The following is a 14721-nucleotide window of genomic DNA, read 5'->3' on the forward strand; positions in this document are numbered from 1 at the left end:
CGAGCGGGCCGGACGGCACCCTGTGGTCACGCTCGCACCCACGGAGGCCCGTGCGGCGGGTCTCCCGTGCCGTGGCCCGGATCCGGGTCGACGGGCACCGATGAGTTCCGCGTGGGACCGTCGTCGGACCTGGCACGACGGACGCAGCAGCGTACCCACCAGCCGACCCCAGGAGTGCACGATGACCGACAAGAAGACCTTCACCCTCGACGTGCCGGGCGCCGTCCTCACCTACGACGTGCGCGAGCCCGCGACGCCGTCCGACGCCCCGCCGCTGCTGCTGATCGGGCTGCCGATGGGCGCCGAGGGCTTCACCACGCTCGCGAGCCACTTCACGGACCGCACGGTGGTGACGTACGACCCGCGCGGGGTCGAGCGCAGCACCCGGGAGCCGGGCGCGGACCCCGACGTCGCCGTCCACGCCCACGACGTGCACCGGGTCGTGGCGGCGGTCGACGGCGGCCCCGTCGACCTGCTCGGATCGAGCGGCGGTGCGGTCGTGGCGCTCGAGCTCGCGGCAGCCTTCCCGGGCGACGTGCGGACGGTCGTCGCGCACGAGCCGCCGCTGGCCGCCGTGCTCCCCGACCGCGACGCCATGGTCGCCGCCATGACGGACATCCACGACACCTACCAGGCCAGGGGCTTCGGCGCCGCGATGGCGAAGTTCATCACGCTGGTCATGGTCGAGGGCGAGCTCACCCCCGAGTACGCCGACCGGCCCGACCCCGACCCCGCCCTGTTCGGTCTGCCGACCGGCGACGACGGCTCGCGCGAGGACCTGATGCTCGGCGTCAACATGCGCGTGCTGCCGCCGTACGAGCCGCCGTACGACACCCTCCGCGGCGGCACGCCGCGTGTCCTGGTCGCCGTGGGCGCCGAGACCGGCGAGCAGATGACGGGCCGCTCGGCGCGCGCGGTCGCCGCCCTGCTGGGCAGCGAGCCGGTCGTCTTCCCCGGCGGGCACGGTGGGTTCAGCGGCGGTGAGTACGGTCAGCCGGCCGACAAGCCCGTCGAGTTCGCCGAGCGGCTGCGCGAGGTCCTCGGCGGCTGAGCACCGGCCCGTCAGTGGGTGTGGTCGCCCAGGTCCGCGACGACGACGGCGAGCGTGCCCGGACCGACGTGCACGCCCAGCACGGCGCTCAGCGGGGTGACCTCGACGTCGGCTCGCGTCCGCGTGTGCAGGCGGCCTGCGAGGGCCTGGGCACGGTCGTAGGCGCCGAAGTGGTGCACGGCGACGACGGGACGGCGCGCCTCGGCGACGAACCCCGTGGCCAGCTCCAGCAGCCGCTCGGCTCCGGCGGCGCGGGTGCGGACCCGCTGGGCGAGCTCGACGGCGCCGTCGGACAGGCGCAGGATCGGCTTGACCCCGAGGACCGTGCCGAGCGCCGCGGCCGGGCCGGACAGCCGGCCGCCGCGGCGCAGGTGCTCCAGGGTGTCGACCACGAAGACGGCGTCCGCCGTACCGGCGACCTCGATCGCACGGGCGGCGACGTGGGCCGCGTCGGCGCCGGCGGCCGCGCACTCGGCGGCCGCGCGGGCGGCGAAACCGAGCCCGGCGGCGCCCGTCCGCGAGTCCACGGGACGGATCTGCAGGGGTGACCGCGCGGCGGCCGTGCCCGCGGACCCCACGGTGCCGGACAGCGCGCCCGAGAGGTGGACCGACACGACGGACCGCGCGCCGTCGTCCGCCAGGCCGCGGTAGACGGCGGCGAACGCCTCGGGGGGCGGCTGCGACGTCGTCACCCGCTCGCCCTGGGCGACGAGCTCGGCGAGCCGCTCCGGCGTCACGTCCTCGCCCTCGGCGTAGACGTCGTCGCCGACCAGGACGCGGAGCGGGACCACCACGGGACCGCCGGGCAGCCCGGCGGGCAGGCAGGCGGTCGAGTCGGTGACGACCCGCACCTCCTGGGGTGCCGGGCGGGAAGGACGACGACGGGTGCGCATGACCGCGCCACTCTATCCGCGCGACGAACCCGACCGGTAAACGCGCGGGTCCTCGCCGCGCGGAGCGGGTGGGCCCGACTTAGCATCCGAGACATGTCCGATGCATCGACGCCGGAGCTCGCCAGGCTGCGCGAGGCCGCTGCCGCGGCCCAGAAGGCCCTCGAGGAGGCGGAGCGCGCCGCGGAGCGGGCGCCCGCCGAGGAACCGGCGGAAGCGCCGGAGGGTTACGCGGCGCAGGTCGCTGCGGGCTACGCCGCGGAGGCCACGCTGCCGCTGGGCGCCCTCCTGGAGGGTGAGCCGGGCGGCGAGGCGACGCCGAACCCGCAGGTCCAGGTCGGCTTCGCGCTCTCGATGCTGAACCGGCACGGCCTGGTGGCCGGCGCGACGGGAACCGGCAAGACGAAGACGCTGCAGGGCATGGCCGAGGGTCTGTCGCTGGCCGGGGTACCCGTCTTCCTCGCGGACATCAAGGGCGACCTGTCCGGCCTCGCGGTACCCGGGGCGGACAACCCGAAGGTCGCCGAGCGTGCGGCGAGCATCGGCCAGGACTGGACGCCCACGCAGTACCCGGTCGAGTTCTACTCGCTCGGCGGCATCGGCAAGGGCGTACCGATCCGGACGACGGTCAGCGACTTCGGGCCGCTGCTGATGTCGAAGGTGCTCGGTCTGAACGAGACGCAGGAGTCGAGCCTCTCGCTCATCTTCCACTGGGCCGACAAGCAGGGCCTGGCGCTGCTCGACCTCAAGGACCTGCAGTCGGTGATCGCGTACCTGACCTCCGACGAGGGCAAGGGCGAGCTCAAGGGCATCGGCGGCGTCTCCGCGGCCACGGCCGGCGTCATCCTGCGCGAGATCGTGGGGCTGGAGGGCCAGGGCGCCGACGTGTTCTTCGGGGAGCCCGCCTTCGCGACGTCGGACCTCATCGCGACCCGGGACGACCTCGGCGTGCTCAGCGTGCTGGAGCTGCCCGCCGTCCAGGACCGTCCGCAGCTCTTCTCGACCTTCCTCATGTGGCTGCTCGCGGACCTCTTCCAGGAGCTGCCCGAGGTGGGCGACGCCGACAGGCCCAAGCTGGTCTTCTTCTTCGACGAGGCGCACCTGCTGTTCGCCGACGCCTCGAAGGACTTCCTGCAGCAGGTGGTCCAGACCGTGCGGCTGATCCGGTCCAAGGGTGTCGGAGTGTTCTTCGTGACGCAGTCGCCCAAGGACGTGCCCGCCGACGTGCTGGCGCAGCTCGGCAACCGCGTCCAGCACGCCCTGCGCGCCTTCACGCCCGACGACGCGACCGCGCTGCGTGCCGCCGCCCGCACCTTCCCGACGTCGCCGTACGACCTGGAGCGGCTGCTGCAGGAGCTCGGTACGGGCGAGGCGGTGGTCACGGTGCTGACCGAGAAGGGCGCGCCCTCCCCCGTGGCCTGGACCCGGGTGCGGGCCCCGCAGGCCTCGATGGACCCCGCGGACGACGCCGAGATCGACCGGGTGGTCGCGGCCTCCCCCGGGCAGGCGCGCTACGGCACGCCGGTCGACGCGGAGTCGGCGTTCGAGCTGCTCCAGGCGAAGGCTCAGGAGCAGGCGGCGGGCCGCGAGGCCGCCGCGGGGTCGGCCACCGCGGCCGAGGACGAACGCGAGCTGGCCAAGGAGCGCGCCCGGCTGGAGAAGGAGGCCGCGACCCGCGAGCGCGCTCAGGCCCGGCACAAGGAGCAGACCACGCGCGAGCGCAACCGCGTGGTGACGTCACTGGCCCGGACCGCGGGCACGGTCATCGTCCGGGAGCTGACCCGCTCCCTGTTCGGCACCCGCCGCCGCTGAGTCCCCGCAGCGCAGATCACCCCCGGGCGTGTGAGACTCAGGCGTGCTCCTGGCTTACATAGATGAGACGTCGAACACGCGGTGCTACCGCACGGTAGGGCTCGTCGTGCGGGCCGACGACGTACGACCCTTCGCCGAGCAGCTCGACGCGGTCGTGGCGGGGGCACCGCTCAAGTCCATGGTGCGGGCGCGCATCTCGATCTACCGGCAGGCCTTCGACGTGACGGCACAGCATGCGGAGGGCATCTGGGTGGAAGGACTGGACCGCAAGAGTTTTCGCGACCGTTATGCCGGCCGACACGACGAGCACGTCACGACCCTGCTTCATCTTCTCGAGAAGCTGAACAGGTATGCCAACCGCCGTGGGGAGGACCTGATCGTCATCGCCGACGAGCACCGGACGGCGCGCAGCGCTCAGGCCGCACTCCGCCAGGCACGCCGTGAGCGGGTCTGGGGATACCGGGGCAAGCCGCAGCGGATCGCCGACACCGTCTACTTCGTCTCGTCCGCCGGGAGCAGGCTCGTGCAGGCAGCGGATCTCGTGGCGTTCCTCTATCAGCGACTGGCCGACGGGGTCGACCGCAACGAACGCGCGGCGGCAGCGAACAAGGCATTGTGGTCTGCGCTGGGGAACGTGCCCGTACACGATCGACTCTGGGAGCCCTGACTCCGGACGCACGACAGCCCCCGACGGTGCGGGGGCTGAAGGCAGGGCGCTCAGGATCTCTCCCTCTTGCGCATCTCCACTATAGGCGCGGGCCCGTGCGTGGTCCAGCGCGACCACGCACGGGGCGATGTCCTACGCGGGGACGATGTTGACCAGGTTGGGGGCCCGGACGATGACCTTGCGCACGCCGCGCCCGTCCAGGAACTTGATCACGTTCGGCTCGGCCAGGGCCGTCGCCTCCAGGTCCTCCGCCGAGATGTCCGGCGCCACCTCGAACCGCGCGCGGACCTTGCCCTGGACCTGGACCACGCAGGTCACGGTCTCCTGGACCAGGTACTGCTCGTCCGCGGTCGGGAACGGCTCGTGCGCCAGCGACTCCTCGTGCCCCAGCCGGGACCACAGCTCCTCCGCGATGTGCGGGGCGATGGGCGCCGTCATGAGGACGAGCGGCTCCACGGCGGCGCGCGGCACGGACGACAGGCCGGTGAGGTGGTTGTTCAGCGTGATGAGCTTGGCGATCGCCGTGTTCGGCCGCATGTTCTCCATCTCGGCGCGGACGTCGGCGATGGTGCGGTGCACGATGCGCAGCGTGGCGGTGTCGGGCTCGTCGTCCGTCACCGTCAGCTCGCCCGTCTCCTCCGAGACGACGTTGCGCCACAGCCGCTGCAGGAACCGCTGTGAGCCGACGACGTCGCGCGTGTTCCAGGGGCGCGACAGGTCGAGCGGTCCCATCGACATCTCGTAGACGCGGAACGTGTCGGCGCCGTACTGCTCGTACATCTCGTCGGGCGTCACGACGTTCTTGAGCGACTTGCCCATCTTGCCGTACTCGCGGTTGACCGGCTGGCCCTGCCACGTGTAGCCGCTCTGCTCGTCACCCTCGACCTCCGCGGCCGGCACGTACTGGCCGCGCGAGTCGGTGTACGCGTACGCCTGGATGTAGCCCTGGTTGAAGAGCTTGCCGAACGGCTCGAGGCTCGTGACGTGGCCGAGGTCGAGCAGCACCTTGTGCCAGAACCGCGCGTACAGCAGGTGCAGCACCGCGTGCTCCACGCCGCCCACGTACAGGTCGACACCGCCTGCCGGGCCGGACGTCGCGTTGTGCTGCGGCCCCAGCCAGTACTGCTCCAGCTCGGGCAGCGCGGCCGCGCCGTTCTCGGCCGGGTCCAGGTAGCGCAGGTAGTACCAGCACGACCCGGCCCAGTTGGGCATGGTGTTGGTGTCGCGACGGTACGTGCGCGGCCCGTCACCCAGGTCCAGGGTGACGTGCACCCACTCGTCGTTGCGGCCCAGCGGCGCCTCCGGCTCGGAGGTCGCGTCGTCCGGGTCGAAGGTGCGCGGCGCGTAGTCGGGCACGTCCGGCAGGTCGACCGGCAGCATCGCGTCGGGGATCGCCACGGGCCGGTCGTCCTCGTCCCACACGACCGGGAACGGCTCGCCCCAGTAGCGCTGCCGGCTGAACAGCCAGTCGTTGAGGCGGTAGGTCGTGGTGCCCTCGCCGATGTTCCTGCTCTCCAGCCAGGCGATGATCCTCGCCTTGGCCTCGGCGACACCCAGGCCGTCGAGCGAGATCTCGTCGTTGGCGGAGCGCACGGCGACGCCCTCGCCCGCGTACGCGCCGGTGTGGCCCTCGGGCAGGCCGCCCTCCGGCTCGACCGTGTAGATCACGGGCAGGTCGTAGGCCTCGGCGAACGCGAAGTCGCGCTCGTCACCGCCCGGCACCGCCATGATGGCGCCGGTGCCGTAGCCCATGAGCACGTAGTCCGCGGTGAAGACCGGCACCTGCGTGCCGTTCACGGGGTTCACCGCGAGGTGGCCGGTGAAGACGCCGGTCTTCTTGCCTGCGTCGGCCTGGCGCTCGACCGCAGTCTTCGCGGACGCCTCGCGCCGGTAGGCGGCGACGGCCTCGACCGGGGTGTCGTACCCGCCGGTCCACGCCGAGCGCGTGCCGTCGGGCCAGGCCGCGGGGACCTCGTCGAGCAGCGGGTGCTCGGGAGCCACCACCATGAACGTGGCGCCGAACAGCGTGTCGGGGCGGGTCGTGAAGACCTCGAGGGTGCCCGCCGCACCGGCCGGGTCGCCCTCGGCGGTGCCGACGACGTCGAACCTCACGTTCGCGCCCGTCGACCGGCCGATCCAGTTGCGCTGCATCGACTTGACCTTGTCGGGCCAGTCGATCAGCTCCAGGTCGTCCGCCAGGCGGTCGGCGTAGGCGGTGATGCGCATCTTCCACTGGCGCAGGTTGCGCTGGAACACCGGGAAGTTGCCGCGCTCGGACCGGCCGTCGGCCGTGACCTCCTCGTTGGCGAGCACGGTGCCCAGGCCGGGGCACCAGTTCACCGGGGAGGAGTCGATGTAGGCCAGGCGCTGGCCGTCGATGACGTCACGCTGCTCGAGCTCGCTGAGCCCTGCCCAGACGGCGCCGCCGGTGTTGTCGCCGTCGTGCCCGGGGACGGGCCGCGTGCCCGCGGCGAGCTCCGCGCGCAGCTCCGCGATCGGGCGGGCCCGGCCGGTGCCGGCCGACGGCCCGGGGCGCTCCGCCTCGGTGTCGTACCAGGAGTCGAAGATCTGCAGGAAGATCCACTGCGTCCAGCGCACGTACTCGGGGTCGATGGTCGCGAAGGTGCGGCGCGAGTCGTGCCCCAGGCCCAGGCGGCGCAGCTGGCGCCGCATGTTGAGGATGTTGGCCTCGGTGGTGACGCGCGGGTGCTGGCCGGTCTGGACGGCGTACTGCTCGGCGGGCAGGCCGAACGCGTCGTAGCCCAGCGCGTGCAGCACGTTGTCGCCGCGCATCCGGCGGAACCGCCCGGTCACGTCCGTGGCGATGTAGCCCAGCGGGTGGCCGACGTGCAGGCCCGCACCCGACGGGTACGGGAACATGTCCATGATGAAGTACGGGTCGCCCTGTGCCGGGCTGCCGCCCGGCCCCGTAAGTCGCCCCTGCGGGTTCGCCGCGTGGAAGGTTCCGCGCTCCTCCCAGATGTCCTGCCAGCGCAGCTCGATCTGCTGCGCGAGGGCCGGGGTGTAGCGGAAACGGGGCTCGTCCGGGGACGTGGTGCGCTCGGGTGCGTCGGGCATGGTCACGGCTGGAAGTCTACCGACCGCGCGGGCGCCCGGCCTCGGCTGTCCACAGGCCCGGGCCCTGCGGACGCGTTCATGCGACATTCGCCCGCACCTCCCCCGCCGTTCGCCGTCCGGGTGCTCGAATGGCCCGCATGATGCCCTCGTTGCGGAAGACCCTCGCCACCTGCATCGCCGTCGCCCTCGCCACCACCGTCGCCTCCACCGCCGCGGCCGCGCCCGGCACCGGACCGCGCACCGCGCCCCGCGACGCCCCTGCCGACCACGTCGTGCTGCTGGCCCTGGACGGGTTCGACGTCGAGTACCTGGACCTGGTGCGCTCCGGCGCGGCGCCGATGCCGAACCTCGAGCGCCTGCTGCGCCGGGGCAGCGTCAGCACCTCCACGGGTGTGATGACGTCGATCACCAACCCGTCCTGGTCGTCGGTGGCCACGGGCGCCTGGCCCGCGACGCACCGCAACACGGCGTACTGGTTCGACACCTCCACGAACACGGCACGCGGCCAGCAGCGGGACCTCGCGGTGCCGACGGTCGCGCAGTCGATCCGCGCCCAGGGCGGCACCGTGTTCTCGGCGCAGTGGTTCATCCTGCAGAACTACGGCGTCACCTTCGGGGACCCCGACGGCCTCTACACGCAGCCCGGCGGCGACTGCGCCCGCCGTACCGACGACGCCGTGTCCGTGCTGCACGGGGAGCCCGTCGACTCCGGCGGCGATCAGGTCCGGGCGAACGGCGTGCCGGACCTGATCGCCGTGTACTGCGACGTGCTCGACGCGATCGGCCACGAAGGCGGCGACGCCGACCCGCGGATCCCCGCCGCCCTCGCCGACATCGACGCGCAGATCGGCCGTCTCGTGCAGGCGACCAGGGACGCCGGCGTGTACGGCCGCACCGCGTTCGTGGTCACGGGCGACCACGGCATGACCACCTTCGACAAGGGGTTCGGCGCCGAGGGCCTGGCCGCGATCGAGGACGCCGGGTTCACCCCGCAGATCCTGACCAGCGGGCAGACGCCGGCGCCCGGCACCGACGTCGTCATCGTCGTGGGCGGCGTGGCCGACGTGCGGGTCATCGGTGAGCGCGCGGGTGACCGCTCCGCCGTCCGCCGGCTGGAGCGTGCGCTGCGCGGCCTGCCCCAGGTGCGGGACGTGCTCGACGAGGGAGACCAGCGCAGGCTGCGCATGAGCCCGGGCTACGGCGACCTCGTCGTCGAGCCCGAGCCGGGCTGGTCGTTCGGTCCGACGCCCGCCGACGCGGCCGGCCGGCACGGCGCCCGGACGGAGCTGCGCGTGCCGCTGGTCCTGGCCGGGGCCGGGGTGCGGCCGGGCGTGCGGCCGGCGCACCCGCGGCACGTCGACGTCGCGCCCACGATCTCGGCGCTGCTGGGCTACGCCCCGCCGTCGGGCGCCGAGGGCCGGGTCCTGCGCGAGGCACTGCGCCGCTGAGGCCGCCCGACCTCGGCGCGTGAGCGGGTCAGAACGAGTCGACCAGCGGGCCGCCGACCGCCAGGAGCAGCCAGGCCACCGCGGCCACGTAGCCGATGACCAGGATGATGTGCCGGTTGCCGACGACGGCGTCCCGCAGGCCCTCGCCCACCCGCAGGTCGCCCGAGCCGATGCCCCGCACGAGCTGGTACCACAGCAGCGGCCACATGATGGTCCACACGACCATGCAGTAGGGGCACAGCGCGACGATCTCGTAGAAGCTCGTGTACATCAGGAAGAAGATCAGCGCCTGGCCCAGCACGGTGCCGACCAGCAGCGACCCCCAGTACCAGCGCGGCAGGCGGGTGCCGAGCAGCAGCATCACGCCCGTCGTGACCACCACGGGGAACGCCGCCACGCCGATGTACGGGTTGGGGAACCCGAGCAGCGCACCCTGCCACGAGTCCATGGCGGCGCTGCACGTCACGAAGAGGTTGATGCTGCACGACGCCGTGCGGTCCGGCTCGACGAACGCCAGGTACTTCTCCCAGGCCAGCGCGAACGAGGCGATGAACCCGATGCCCCCGAGCACCACCAGGAGCAGGCCCATGGTCCGTGCGCCGAACGGCTCGGTGGCCGTGGCGCCCTGCGATGCGTTGTCCGACGACGTCATGGTCGCCCCGGTCCCAGTCACGCGCCTACGGTACCGGCGAACCCTGGAGCTTCGCTGGGATCCGGGTCACGATGCGGTCTCCGGCACCTGGTGCACCACCCGCTGCCGCCCGAACGCCAGGATCAGGCCGAGCCCGAGCACCGTGACGGCGAACCCGGCCCACGCGGGCGCCAGGTAGCCCCACCCGGCGTCGATCACGAGGCCGCCGACGAACGCGCCCGCGCCGTTGGCGACGTTGAGGCCCGCGTGGCACAGAGCCGCGCCGAGCGACGGCGCGCCCGGCGACAGGTCCATGAGCCGCGTCTGGAACGCGAGCCCGAGGATCTGCGACGTGACGCCCAGCAGGAACAGGGCCAGCAGGGCGGGCACCACCCAGGCGCCGGTGAGCGCGAACAGGACCAGCGACGCCGCGGTGGCGACGAAGCCGATCACGACGGCCCGCAGCACACCCCGGTCGGCGAGCCGCCCGCCGATCTGGGTGCCCACCGTCATGCCCACGCCGAACAGCGCGAGCACCCACGGCACGGCTCCGCCGGGTAGCCCCGTCACGCCCGTCATCGTGGGCGCCACGTACGTGTACACGGCGAACATGCCGCCGAACCCGACGGCGCCCGCCCCGAACGCGAGCCACAGGGGCGCGTTGCGCAGCGTCGCCAGCTCGGTGCGCACCGAGCGGCCCTCGCCACCCGCGCCTGCGGGCACCAGACGCCACAGCCCGAGCAGCGTGGCCAGCCCGAGCCCGCCGATCAGCACGTAGGACACGCGCCAGCCGAAGGTCTGTCCCACCCACGTGGACAGCGGCACGCCCACGACGTTGGCGATCGTCAGGCCCGTCATCATGGTCGCGACGGCGCGCCCCCGCTGGGCGGGCCCGGCGACGGCGGCGCCCACCGCCGCGCCGACGCCGAAGAACGCCCCGTGCGGCAGGCCGGCGAGGAACCGGCCGACCACGAGCCAGCCGACGTCGGGCGCCGCCGCGGACAGCACGTTCGCGACCGTGTAGAACCCCATGAGCGCCAGCAGCAGCCGCTTGCGCGACATCCGCGCCGCCGCGACCGTCAGCAGCGGCGCCCCGACGACGACGCCCAGCGCGTACGCCGTGATGGTGTGTCCTACCTGCGGATCGGTGGCGCCGAGGTCTGCCCCGACGTCCGGCAGCAGGCCCATCGCCGCGAACTCCGTGGTACCGATCGTGAAGCCGCCGACGGCCAGCGCGACGAGCGCGGGCGCGGCGGAGCGCAGGGAGGTGCTGGTCACGTGGTCTCCAGATGTCGTATCGATTCGAGGCACCGTCGGCGACACCGGCGACGAAAGGGGAGGAACGGGGGACAGACTACTCCTGGGACACCCACACGCGGGAGGCCGCCAGCAGGCCGAGGTCGGCCACCCGCTCGACGGAGCGCGGCTCGGCGCCGGGCGCCTCCGGGTCGGACGTCAGGCACGTCCACGTCACCGCGACCGTCCCCGCGAACTCCCGCCGCGTGGTCACCTCCACCCGCATGTCGAGGTCCATGCCGAGCTCCGCCAGGTAGCGCAGCGCCTCGGGGTCGGCGTCCGAGATCCGCACCACCGTGCCCGCGTCACCCGCGTGCATCGACGACAACGGCACCGCCGACGGCCGCACCACCGTGCCGTCCGCGCTCGGGATCGGGTCGCCGTGCGGGTCGCGCGACGGGTTGCCCAGCCGCTCCGCCATCCGCTCCACGAACACGTCGGAGACGGCGTGCTCCAGCACCTCCGCCTCGTCGTGCACCTCGTCCCAGCCGTACCCGAGCTGGCTCACCAGGAACGTCTCCAGCAGCCGGTGCCGCCGCACCATCGCGAGCGCGAGCCTGCGCCCGTCGTCGGTCAGCCGGATCGCGCCGTACCGCTCGTGCTCCAGCAGACCCTGCCCCGACAGCCGGCGCACCGTCTCGGACACCGTGGACGCGCCCACCCCCAGCCGGTCGGCCAGGTGCTTGGTGGTCACCTTCTCGTCGGACCACTCCTGCGCCGACCACACCGCCTTCAGGTAGTCCTGGGCGACGGGCGTCAGCTCGGCCGGGTCGGTTGCGATGTCCACACCCCCGAGCCTAGTTGCCGGACGGCGACGACGAGGGTGCCGCACCATCGCCGGGCAGGTCACCCGGTACGTCGTCCGGCACCTCGTCGGGCAGCGGCACCACCGGCGGCACCGTCTGCCGCTCCCCCACGAACGCCTCACCCTCGGGGGTGACCTCCACGAGCTGCCAGTCCACGAACCGGCGCCGCTCCGGGTCGAACCGCAGCACCGTCATCTCCGACGAGTCCCGCAGCGGGCCCACCGACGTGTTCCCCTTGGTGGCACCACCCGTGCTCGCGTTCACGTACCGCACGCCGTACCCCACCACGTCCGGCCCGATCCGCGTGTGCATGTGCCCCGAGACCTGGAACGGCACGCACCCCGACTCCAGCGCCGCGTCACCCACGGCCGGCTGGTGCACCAGCAGCAGGTCCACCCGGTCCTCGCCCGTGTACCCGCCCAGGCCCGGCTCGCCCGCGACCTCGCACGCCACGTCCCGCAGCCGCTCCCCCGCCTCCTGAGGCGTCTCCTCCCGCGACATCACCGTGCCGCCACCGATCCGCGTCTCCAGCGGGTCCCGGTCGCCCAGGATCCGCACCCCCTCGACCTCGACCACCTCGCCGTCCAGCACCACCTGCCGGTTCGCGAGCTCCGTCGCCGTCGTCAGCCGCGAGTCGTGGTTGCCGTCCGCCACCACGAACGGCACGCCGTCCGGCACCGCGGACGCGAACGAGTCCACGCACACCGACTCCACGCTCGTCCCGTTGATCGTCGTGTCCCCCGCGTTCAGCATGACGTCCGGCCCGATCCGGTCGGCGAGATCCCGGATCAGCGGCGTCATGCCCGTGTTGCAGTGCAGGTCCGACACCAGCAGGAACGTCACGTACTCCGGTGCGTCCGGGCTGCCCGACGGCGACGCGCCCGTCCCGTCCGCCACCTCCTGCTCGGCCACCCGCGCGTCCCACGCCTCCAGCAGCCGCTCCCGCGCGCCCGCGTAGAACACCTCGTTCGCCTGGTACGTCTCCACGAGCTGGCCGCTGTACGTGTCGATCACACCCGCCAGCCGGCCCGTGATCCGGGCCCCCTCCAGCGCCGTCCCCTCGAACACCGCCGACGCCGGCAGGGCGGCCCGCTCCTGCGGCGCGGAGCTCGCCGTCGCGGTGGCGGCCACCAGGACGACGACGGCGACGCCCGCGGTGATCTCCCACGTGCGGGCCGCGGCGGCGCGGGCGAGCTCACGGCGCCGCGCCGCGCCGAGCAGCGCGCGCACGCCCAGTGCCCCCGCGACGAGGACCACGGCGGCGCCCCCGGCACCCCGGGCGGCGTCCCACGCGAGGGCCCACGCGACGGTGCGCACCGTCTGCTGCGGGGTGTCGAAGAACTGGAGGTAGCCGTCGAGGTCGCCCGCGAGCGCGTCGAAGCTGGCGGCGTCCACGGCCGACAGGTCGGCCGGGATCTCGTGCACGGTGATCCGGACGCCGAGGGTGAGCGGCAGCGGGGAGTCGGTGACGACGGTGCCGAGGGGGCCGAGGTCCGCGACGAGCCGGTCCTGCGCGGTGACGGCGTAGGTGGCCTCGTGCGGGCCGAGGCTGAGCTCGGCCCGCGCCGTCGTGATCCCGTACATCAGGCAGGCGAGGGCCGCGAGCGCACCAGCCAGGGTCCAGCGCAGCCAGCGGGGTGGGGCAAGGCGAGTCATCCCGCCCAGCCTTTCATGCGTACGGGGTGCTCACCCGCCACGGGCGGGCGGCGTCAGCCGGCCTTGCGGGACCGCGACCTCGACGCCGGCTTCTTGGCGGTGCCGGACTTCGAGCCCGACTTCGAGGCGGTCCCCGACTTCGTGCCCGACCCCGACTTCGAGCCCGACTTCGAGCCGGACCTGGTGCCGGACCCCGACGTCGAACCCGATCTCGACCTGGACTCCGCGACGCTGCGCTTGAGGGCCTCCATGAGGTCCACCACCTCGGCGCCCTCACCCTCCTCCTCGGTCTCGCCGAAGGTCTCCGCGGTGTCGACGCTCTCTCCCGCCTCGAGCTTGGCGTCGACCAGCTTGCGCAGCTGCACCTGGTACTCGTCCTCGTAGTCCTCGGGCGTGAAGTCCGCCTCGAAGCTGCTGACGAGCTGGGCCGACATCGCCAGCTCCTTGTCGCTGATCCGCGCGGGCTCGTCCAGGGCCGGGAACGCGGCCTCGCGCACCTCGTCTGCCCACAGGAGGGTCTGCAGCACGAGCACCTCGTCGCGCACGCGCAGCGCCGCGAGCCGGGTGCGCTGCCGCAGCGCGAACTTCACGACGGCGGTGCGGTCGGTCTCCTCCAGCGTGCGGCGCAGCAGCACGTACGCCTTCGTGGACTTGGAGTCCGGCTCCAGGTAGTAGGTCCGGTCGAACATGATGGGGTCGATCTGCTCGCTCGGCACGAACTCGACCACGGAGATCTCGCGGTCGCGCTCGGCGGGCAGGTGTGCGAGCTCCTTCTTGGTGAGCACCACGGTGCGCTCGCCGTCGTCGTAGGCGCGGTCGATGTGCTCGTACGGCACCACCTCGCCGTCGATCTCGCACACGCGCTTGTACCGGATGCGCCCACCGTCGGTGTCGTGCACCTGGTGCAGCGGCACGTCGTGGTCCTCGGTCGCGCTGTACAGCTTGACCGGGACGTTGACGAGACCGAAGGTAACGGCACCCTTCCAGATAGCCCTCATGCTTCTATAGTGCGCCCCAAGCGCACCACTCGCCCAGGTTTCGTCCTGGGACGAATCCGCGGACGGGGCGATGCGGGGGTCAGAGGCCCGCGCGGTCCAGCTTCGCGGCGAGCTCGGCGTTGGTGGGCTCGACCAGGTGCTCGCCGTCGGGGAACACCAGCACCGGGATGGTCTTGCGGCCGGTCAGCGCCTCGGCCTCGCACGCCCGGTCCGGCTGCGCCACGAGGTCCACGTACACGTACTCGACGCGGCGCACGTCCAGCACCGCCTTGCTGCGGCGGCAGTCCCGGCACCACGCGGCGCCGTACACGGTGAGCTGCTGCGGCGGGGCCGCCGCGGGGTCGCCGTCGGGTGCGAGGATCCCCCGGAAGGGCCCGGTCGCGAAGTC

12 protein-coding genes are annotated in these 14721 nt (G+C 73.1%); 4 read left to right on the plus strand and 8 right to left on the minus strand.

The features are described 5' to 3' along the window. Positions 1 to 181 precede the first annotated feature (181 nt). A complete protein-coding gene (locus APR03_RS07800) occupies positions 182 to 1051 on the plus strand; it encodes an alpha/beta fold hydrolase (RefSeq protein ID WP_253834364.1) in 870 nt (289 codons plus the stop codon). A gap of 11 nt (positions 1052 to 1062) precedes the next feature. On the opposite strand, the gene APR03_RS07805 is transcribed toward APR03_RS07800, so the two are convergent. Beyond that, positions 1063 to 1944 carry a DegV family protein gene (locus APR03_RS07805; RefSeq protein WP_253834365.1) on the minus strand — a complete coding sequence of 294 codons (882 nt, stop codon included), beginning with the start codon at positions 1942 to 1944 and terminating at the stop codon, positions 1063 to 1065. Between the two features lie 93 nt (positions 1945 to 2037). Between APR03_RS07805 and APR03_RS07810 the strand changes: the two genes are divergently transcribed. Both APR03_RS07810 and APR03_RS07815 read left to right on the plus strand, forming a co-directional pair. Further along, positions 2038 to 3753, plus strand: coding sequence for a helicase HerA-like domain-containing protein (locus APR03_RS07810; protein WP_253834366.1), 1716 nt, complete (start codon positions 2038 to 2040; stop codon positions 3751 to 3753). 43 nt (positions 3754 to 3796) lie between these two features. After that, positions 3797 to 4420, plus strand: a complete 624-nt coding sequence (locus APR03_RS07815) for a DUF3800 domain-containing protein (RefSeq protein ID WP_308216459.1) — start codon at positions 3797 to 3799, stop codon at positions 4418 to 4420. 132 nt (positions 4421 to 4552) lie between these two features. Here the strand turns inward: APR03_RS07815 and leuS are convergent, their stop codons facing one another. Continuing rightward, positions 4553 to 7498, minus strand: a complete 2946-nt coding sequence (gene leuS, locus APR03_RS07820) for a leucine--tRNA ligase (RefSeq protein WP_253834769.1) — start codon at positions 7496 to 7498, stop codon at positions 4553 to 4555. Between the two features lie 137 nt (positions 7499 to 7635). Between leuS and APR03_RS07825 the strand changes: the two genes are divergently transcribed. Further along, positions 7636 to 8946 (plus strand): alkaline phosphatase family protein, encoded by a 1311-nt coding sequence (locus APR03_RS07825; RefSeq protein WP_253834368.1) that lies wholly within the window; start codon positions 7636 to 7638, stop codon positions 8944 to 8946. Positions 8947 to 8974: 28 nt separating this feature from the next. Here APR03_RS07825 and APR03_RS07830 read toward each other — a convergent pair whose 3' ends face one another. The 6 genes from APR03_RS07830 to APR03_RS07855 all read right to left on the minus strand — a co-directional run bounded on the left by APR03_RS07830 (position 8975) and on the right by APR03_RS07855 (position 14694). After that, positions 8975 to 9619, minus strand: coding sequence for a vitamin K epoxide reductase family protein (locus APR03_RS07830; RefSeq protein WP_253834369.1), 645 nt, complete (start codon positions 9617 to 9619; stop codon positions 8975 to 8977). A gap of 45 nt (positions 9620 to 9664) precedes the next feature. Beyond that, the gene (locus APR03_RS07835) at positions 9665 to 10855 is read right to left on the minus strand and encodes an MFS transporter (RefSeq protein ID WP_253834371.1); all 1191 of its coding nucleotides are present in this window, start codon (positions 10853 to 10855) and stop codon (positions 9665 to 9667) included. A 76-nt stretch (positions 10856 to 10931) separates the two neighbouring features. Next, complete coding sequence (locus APR03_RS07840; RefSeq protein ID WP_253834372.1) at positions 10932 to 11660, minus strand: metal-dependent transcriptional regulator; 729 nt, start codon at positions 11658 to 11660, stop codon at positions 10932 to 10934. A 10-nt stretch (positions 11661 to 11670) separates the two neighbouring features. After that, positions 11671 to 13335 (minus strand): metallophosphoesterase family protein, encoded by a 1665-nt coding sequence (locus APR03_RS07845; protein WP_253834374.1) that lies wholly within the window; start codon positions 13333 to 13335, stop codon positions 11671 to 11673. Positions 13336 to 13388: 53 nt separating this feature from the next. After that, positions 13389 to 14333: a non-homologous end joining protein Ku gene (gene ku, locus APR03_RS07850; RefSeq protein ID WP_253834376.1), complete on the minus strand. Its 945-nt coding sequence runs from the start codon at positions 14331 to 14333 to the stop codon at positions 13389 to 13391. Positions 14334 to 14412: 79 nt separating this feature from the next. Continuing rightward, positions 14413 to 14694: a glutaredoxin family protein gene (locus APR03_RS07855; protein WP_253834771.1), complete on the minus strand. Its 282-nt coding sequence runs from the start codon at positions 14692 to 14694 to the stop codon at positions 14413 to 14415. Positions 14695 to 14721 lie beyond the last annotated feature (27 nt).

Source organism: Promicromonospora thailandica, from assembly GCF_024171955.1.
Classification (GTDB): domain Bacteria; phylum Actinomycetota; class Actinomycetes; order Actinomycetales; family Cellulomonadaceae; genus Promicromonospora; species Promicromonospora thailandica.

Bases quoted from the DNA above. Each gene is read 5' to 3' on its own strand.
- leuS (WP_253834769.1), bottom strand. From the start codon at position 7,498: ATGCCCGACGCACCCGAGCGCACCACGTCCCCGGACGAGCCCCGTTTC.
- APR03_RS07805 (WP_253834365.1), bottom strand. From the start codon at position 1,944: ATGCGCACCCGTCGTCGTCCTTCCCGCCCGGCACCCCAGGAGGTGCGG.
- APR03_RS07845 (WP_253834374.1), bottom strand. From the start codon at position 13,335: ATGACTCGCCTTGCCCCACCCCGCTGGCTGCGCTGGACCCTGGCTGGT.
- ku (WP_253834376.1), bottom strand. From the start codon at position 14,333: ATGAGGGCTATCTGGAAGGGTGCCGTTACCTTCGGTCTCGTCAACGTC.
- APR03_RS07810 (WP_253834366.1), top strand. From the start codon at position 2,038: ATGTCCGATGCATCGACGCCGGAGCTCGCCAGGCTGCGCGAGGCCGCT.
- APR03_RS07800 (WP_253834364.1), top strand. From the start codon at position 182: ATGACCGACAAGAAGACCTTCACCCTCGACGTGCCGGGCGCCGTCCTC.
- APR03_RS07825 (WP_253834368.1), top strand. From the start codon at position 7,636: ATGATGCCCTCGTTGCGGAAGACCCTCGCCACCTGCATCGCCGTCGCC.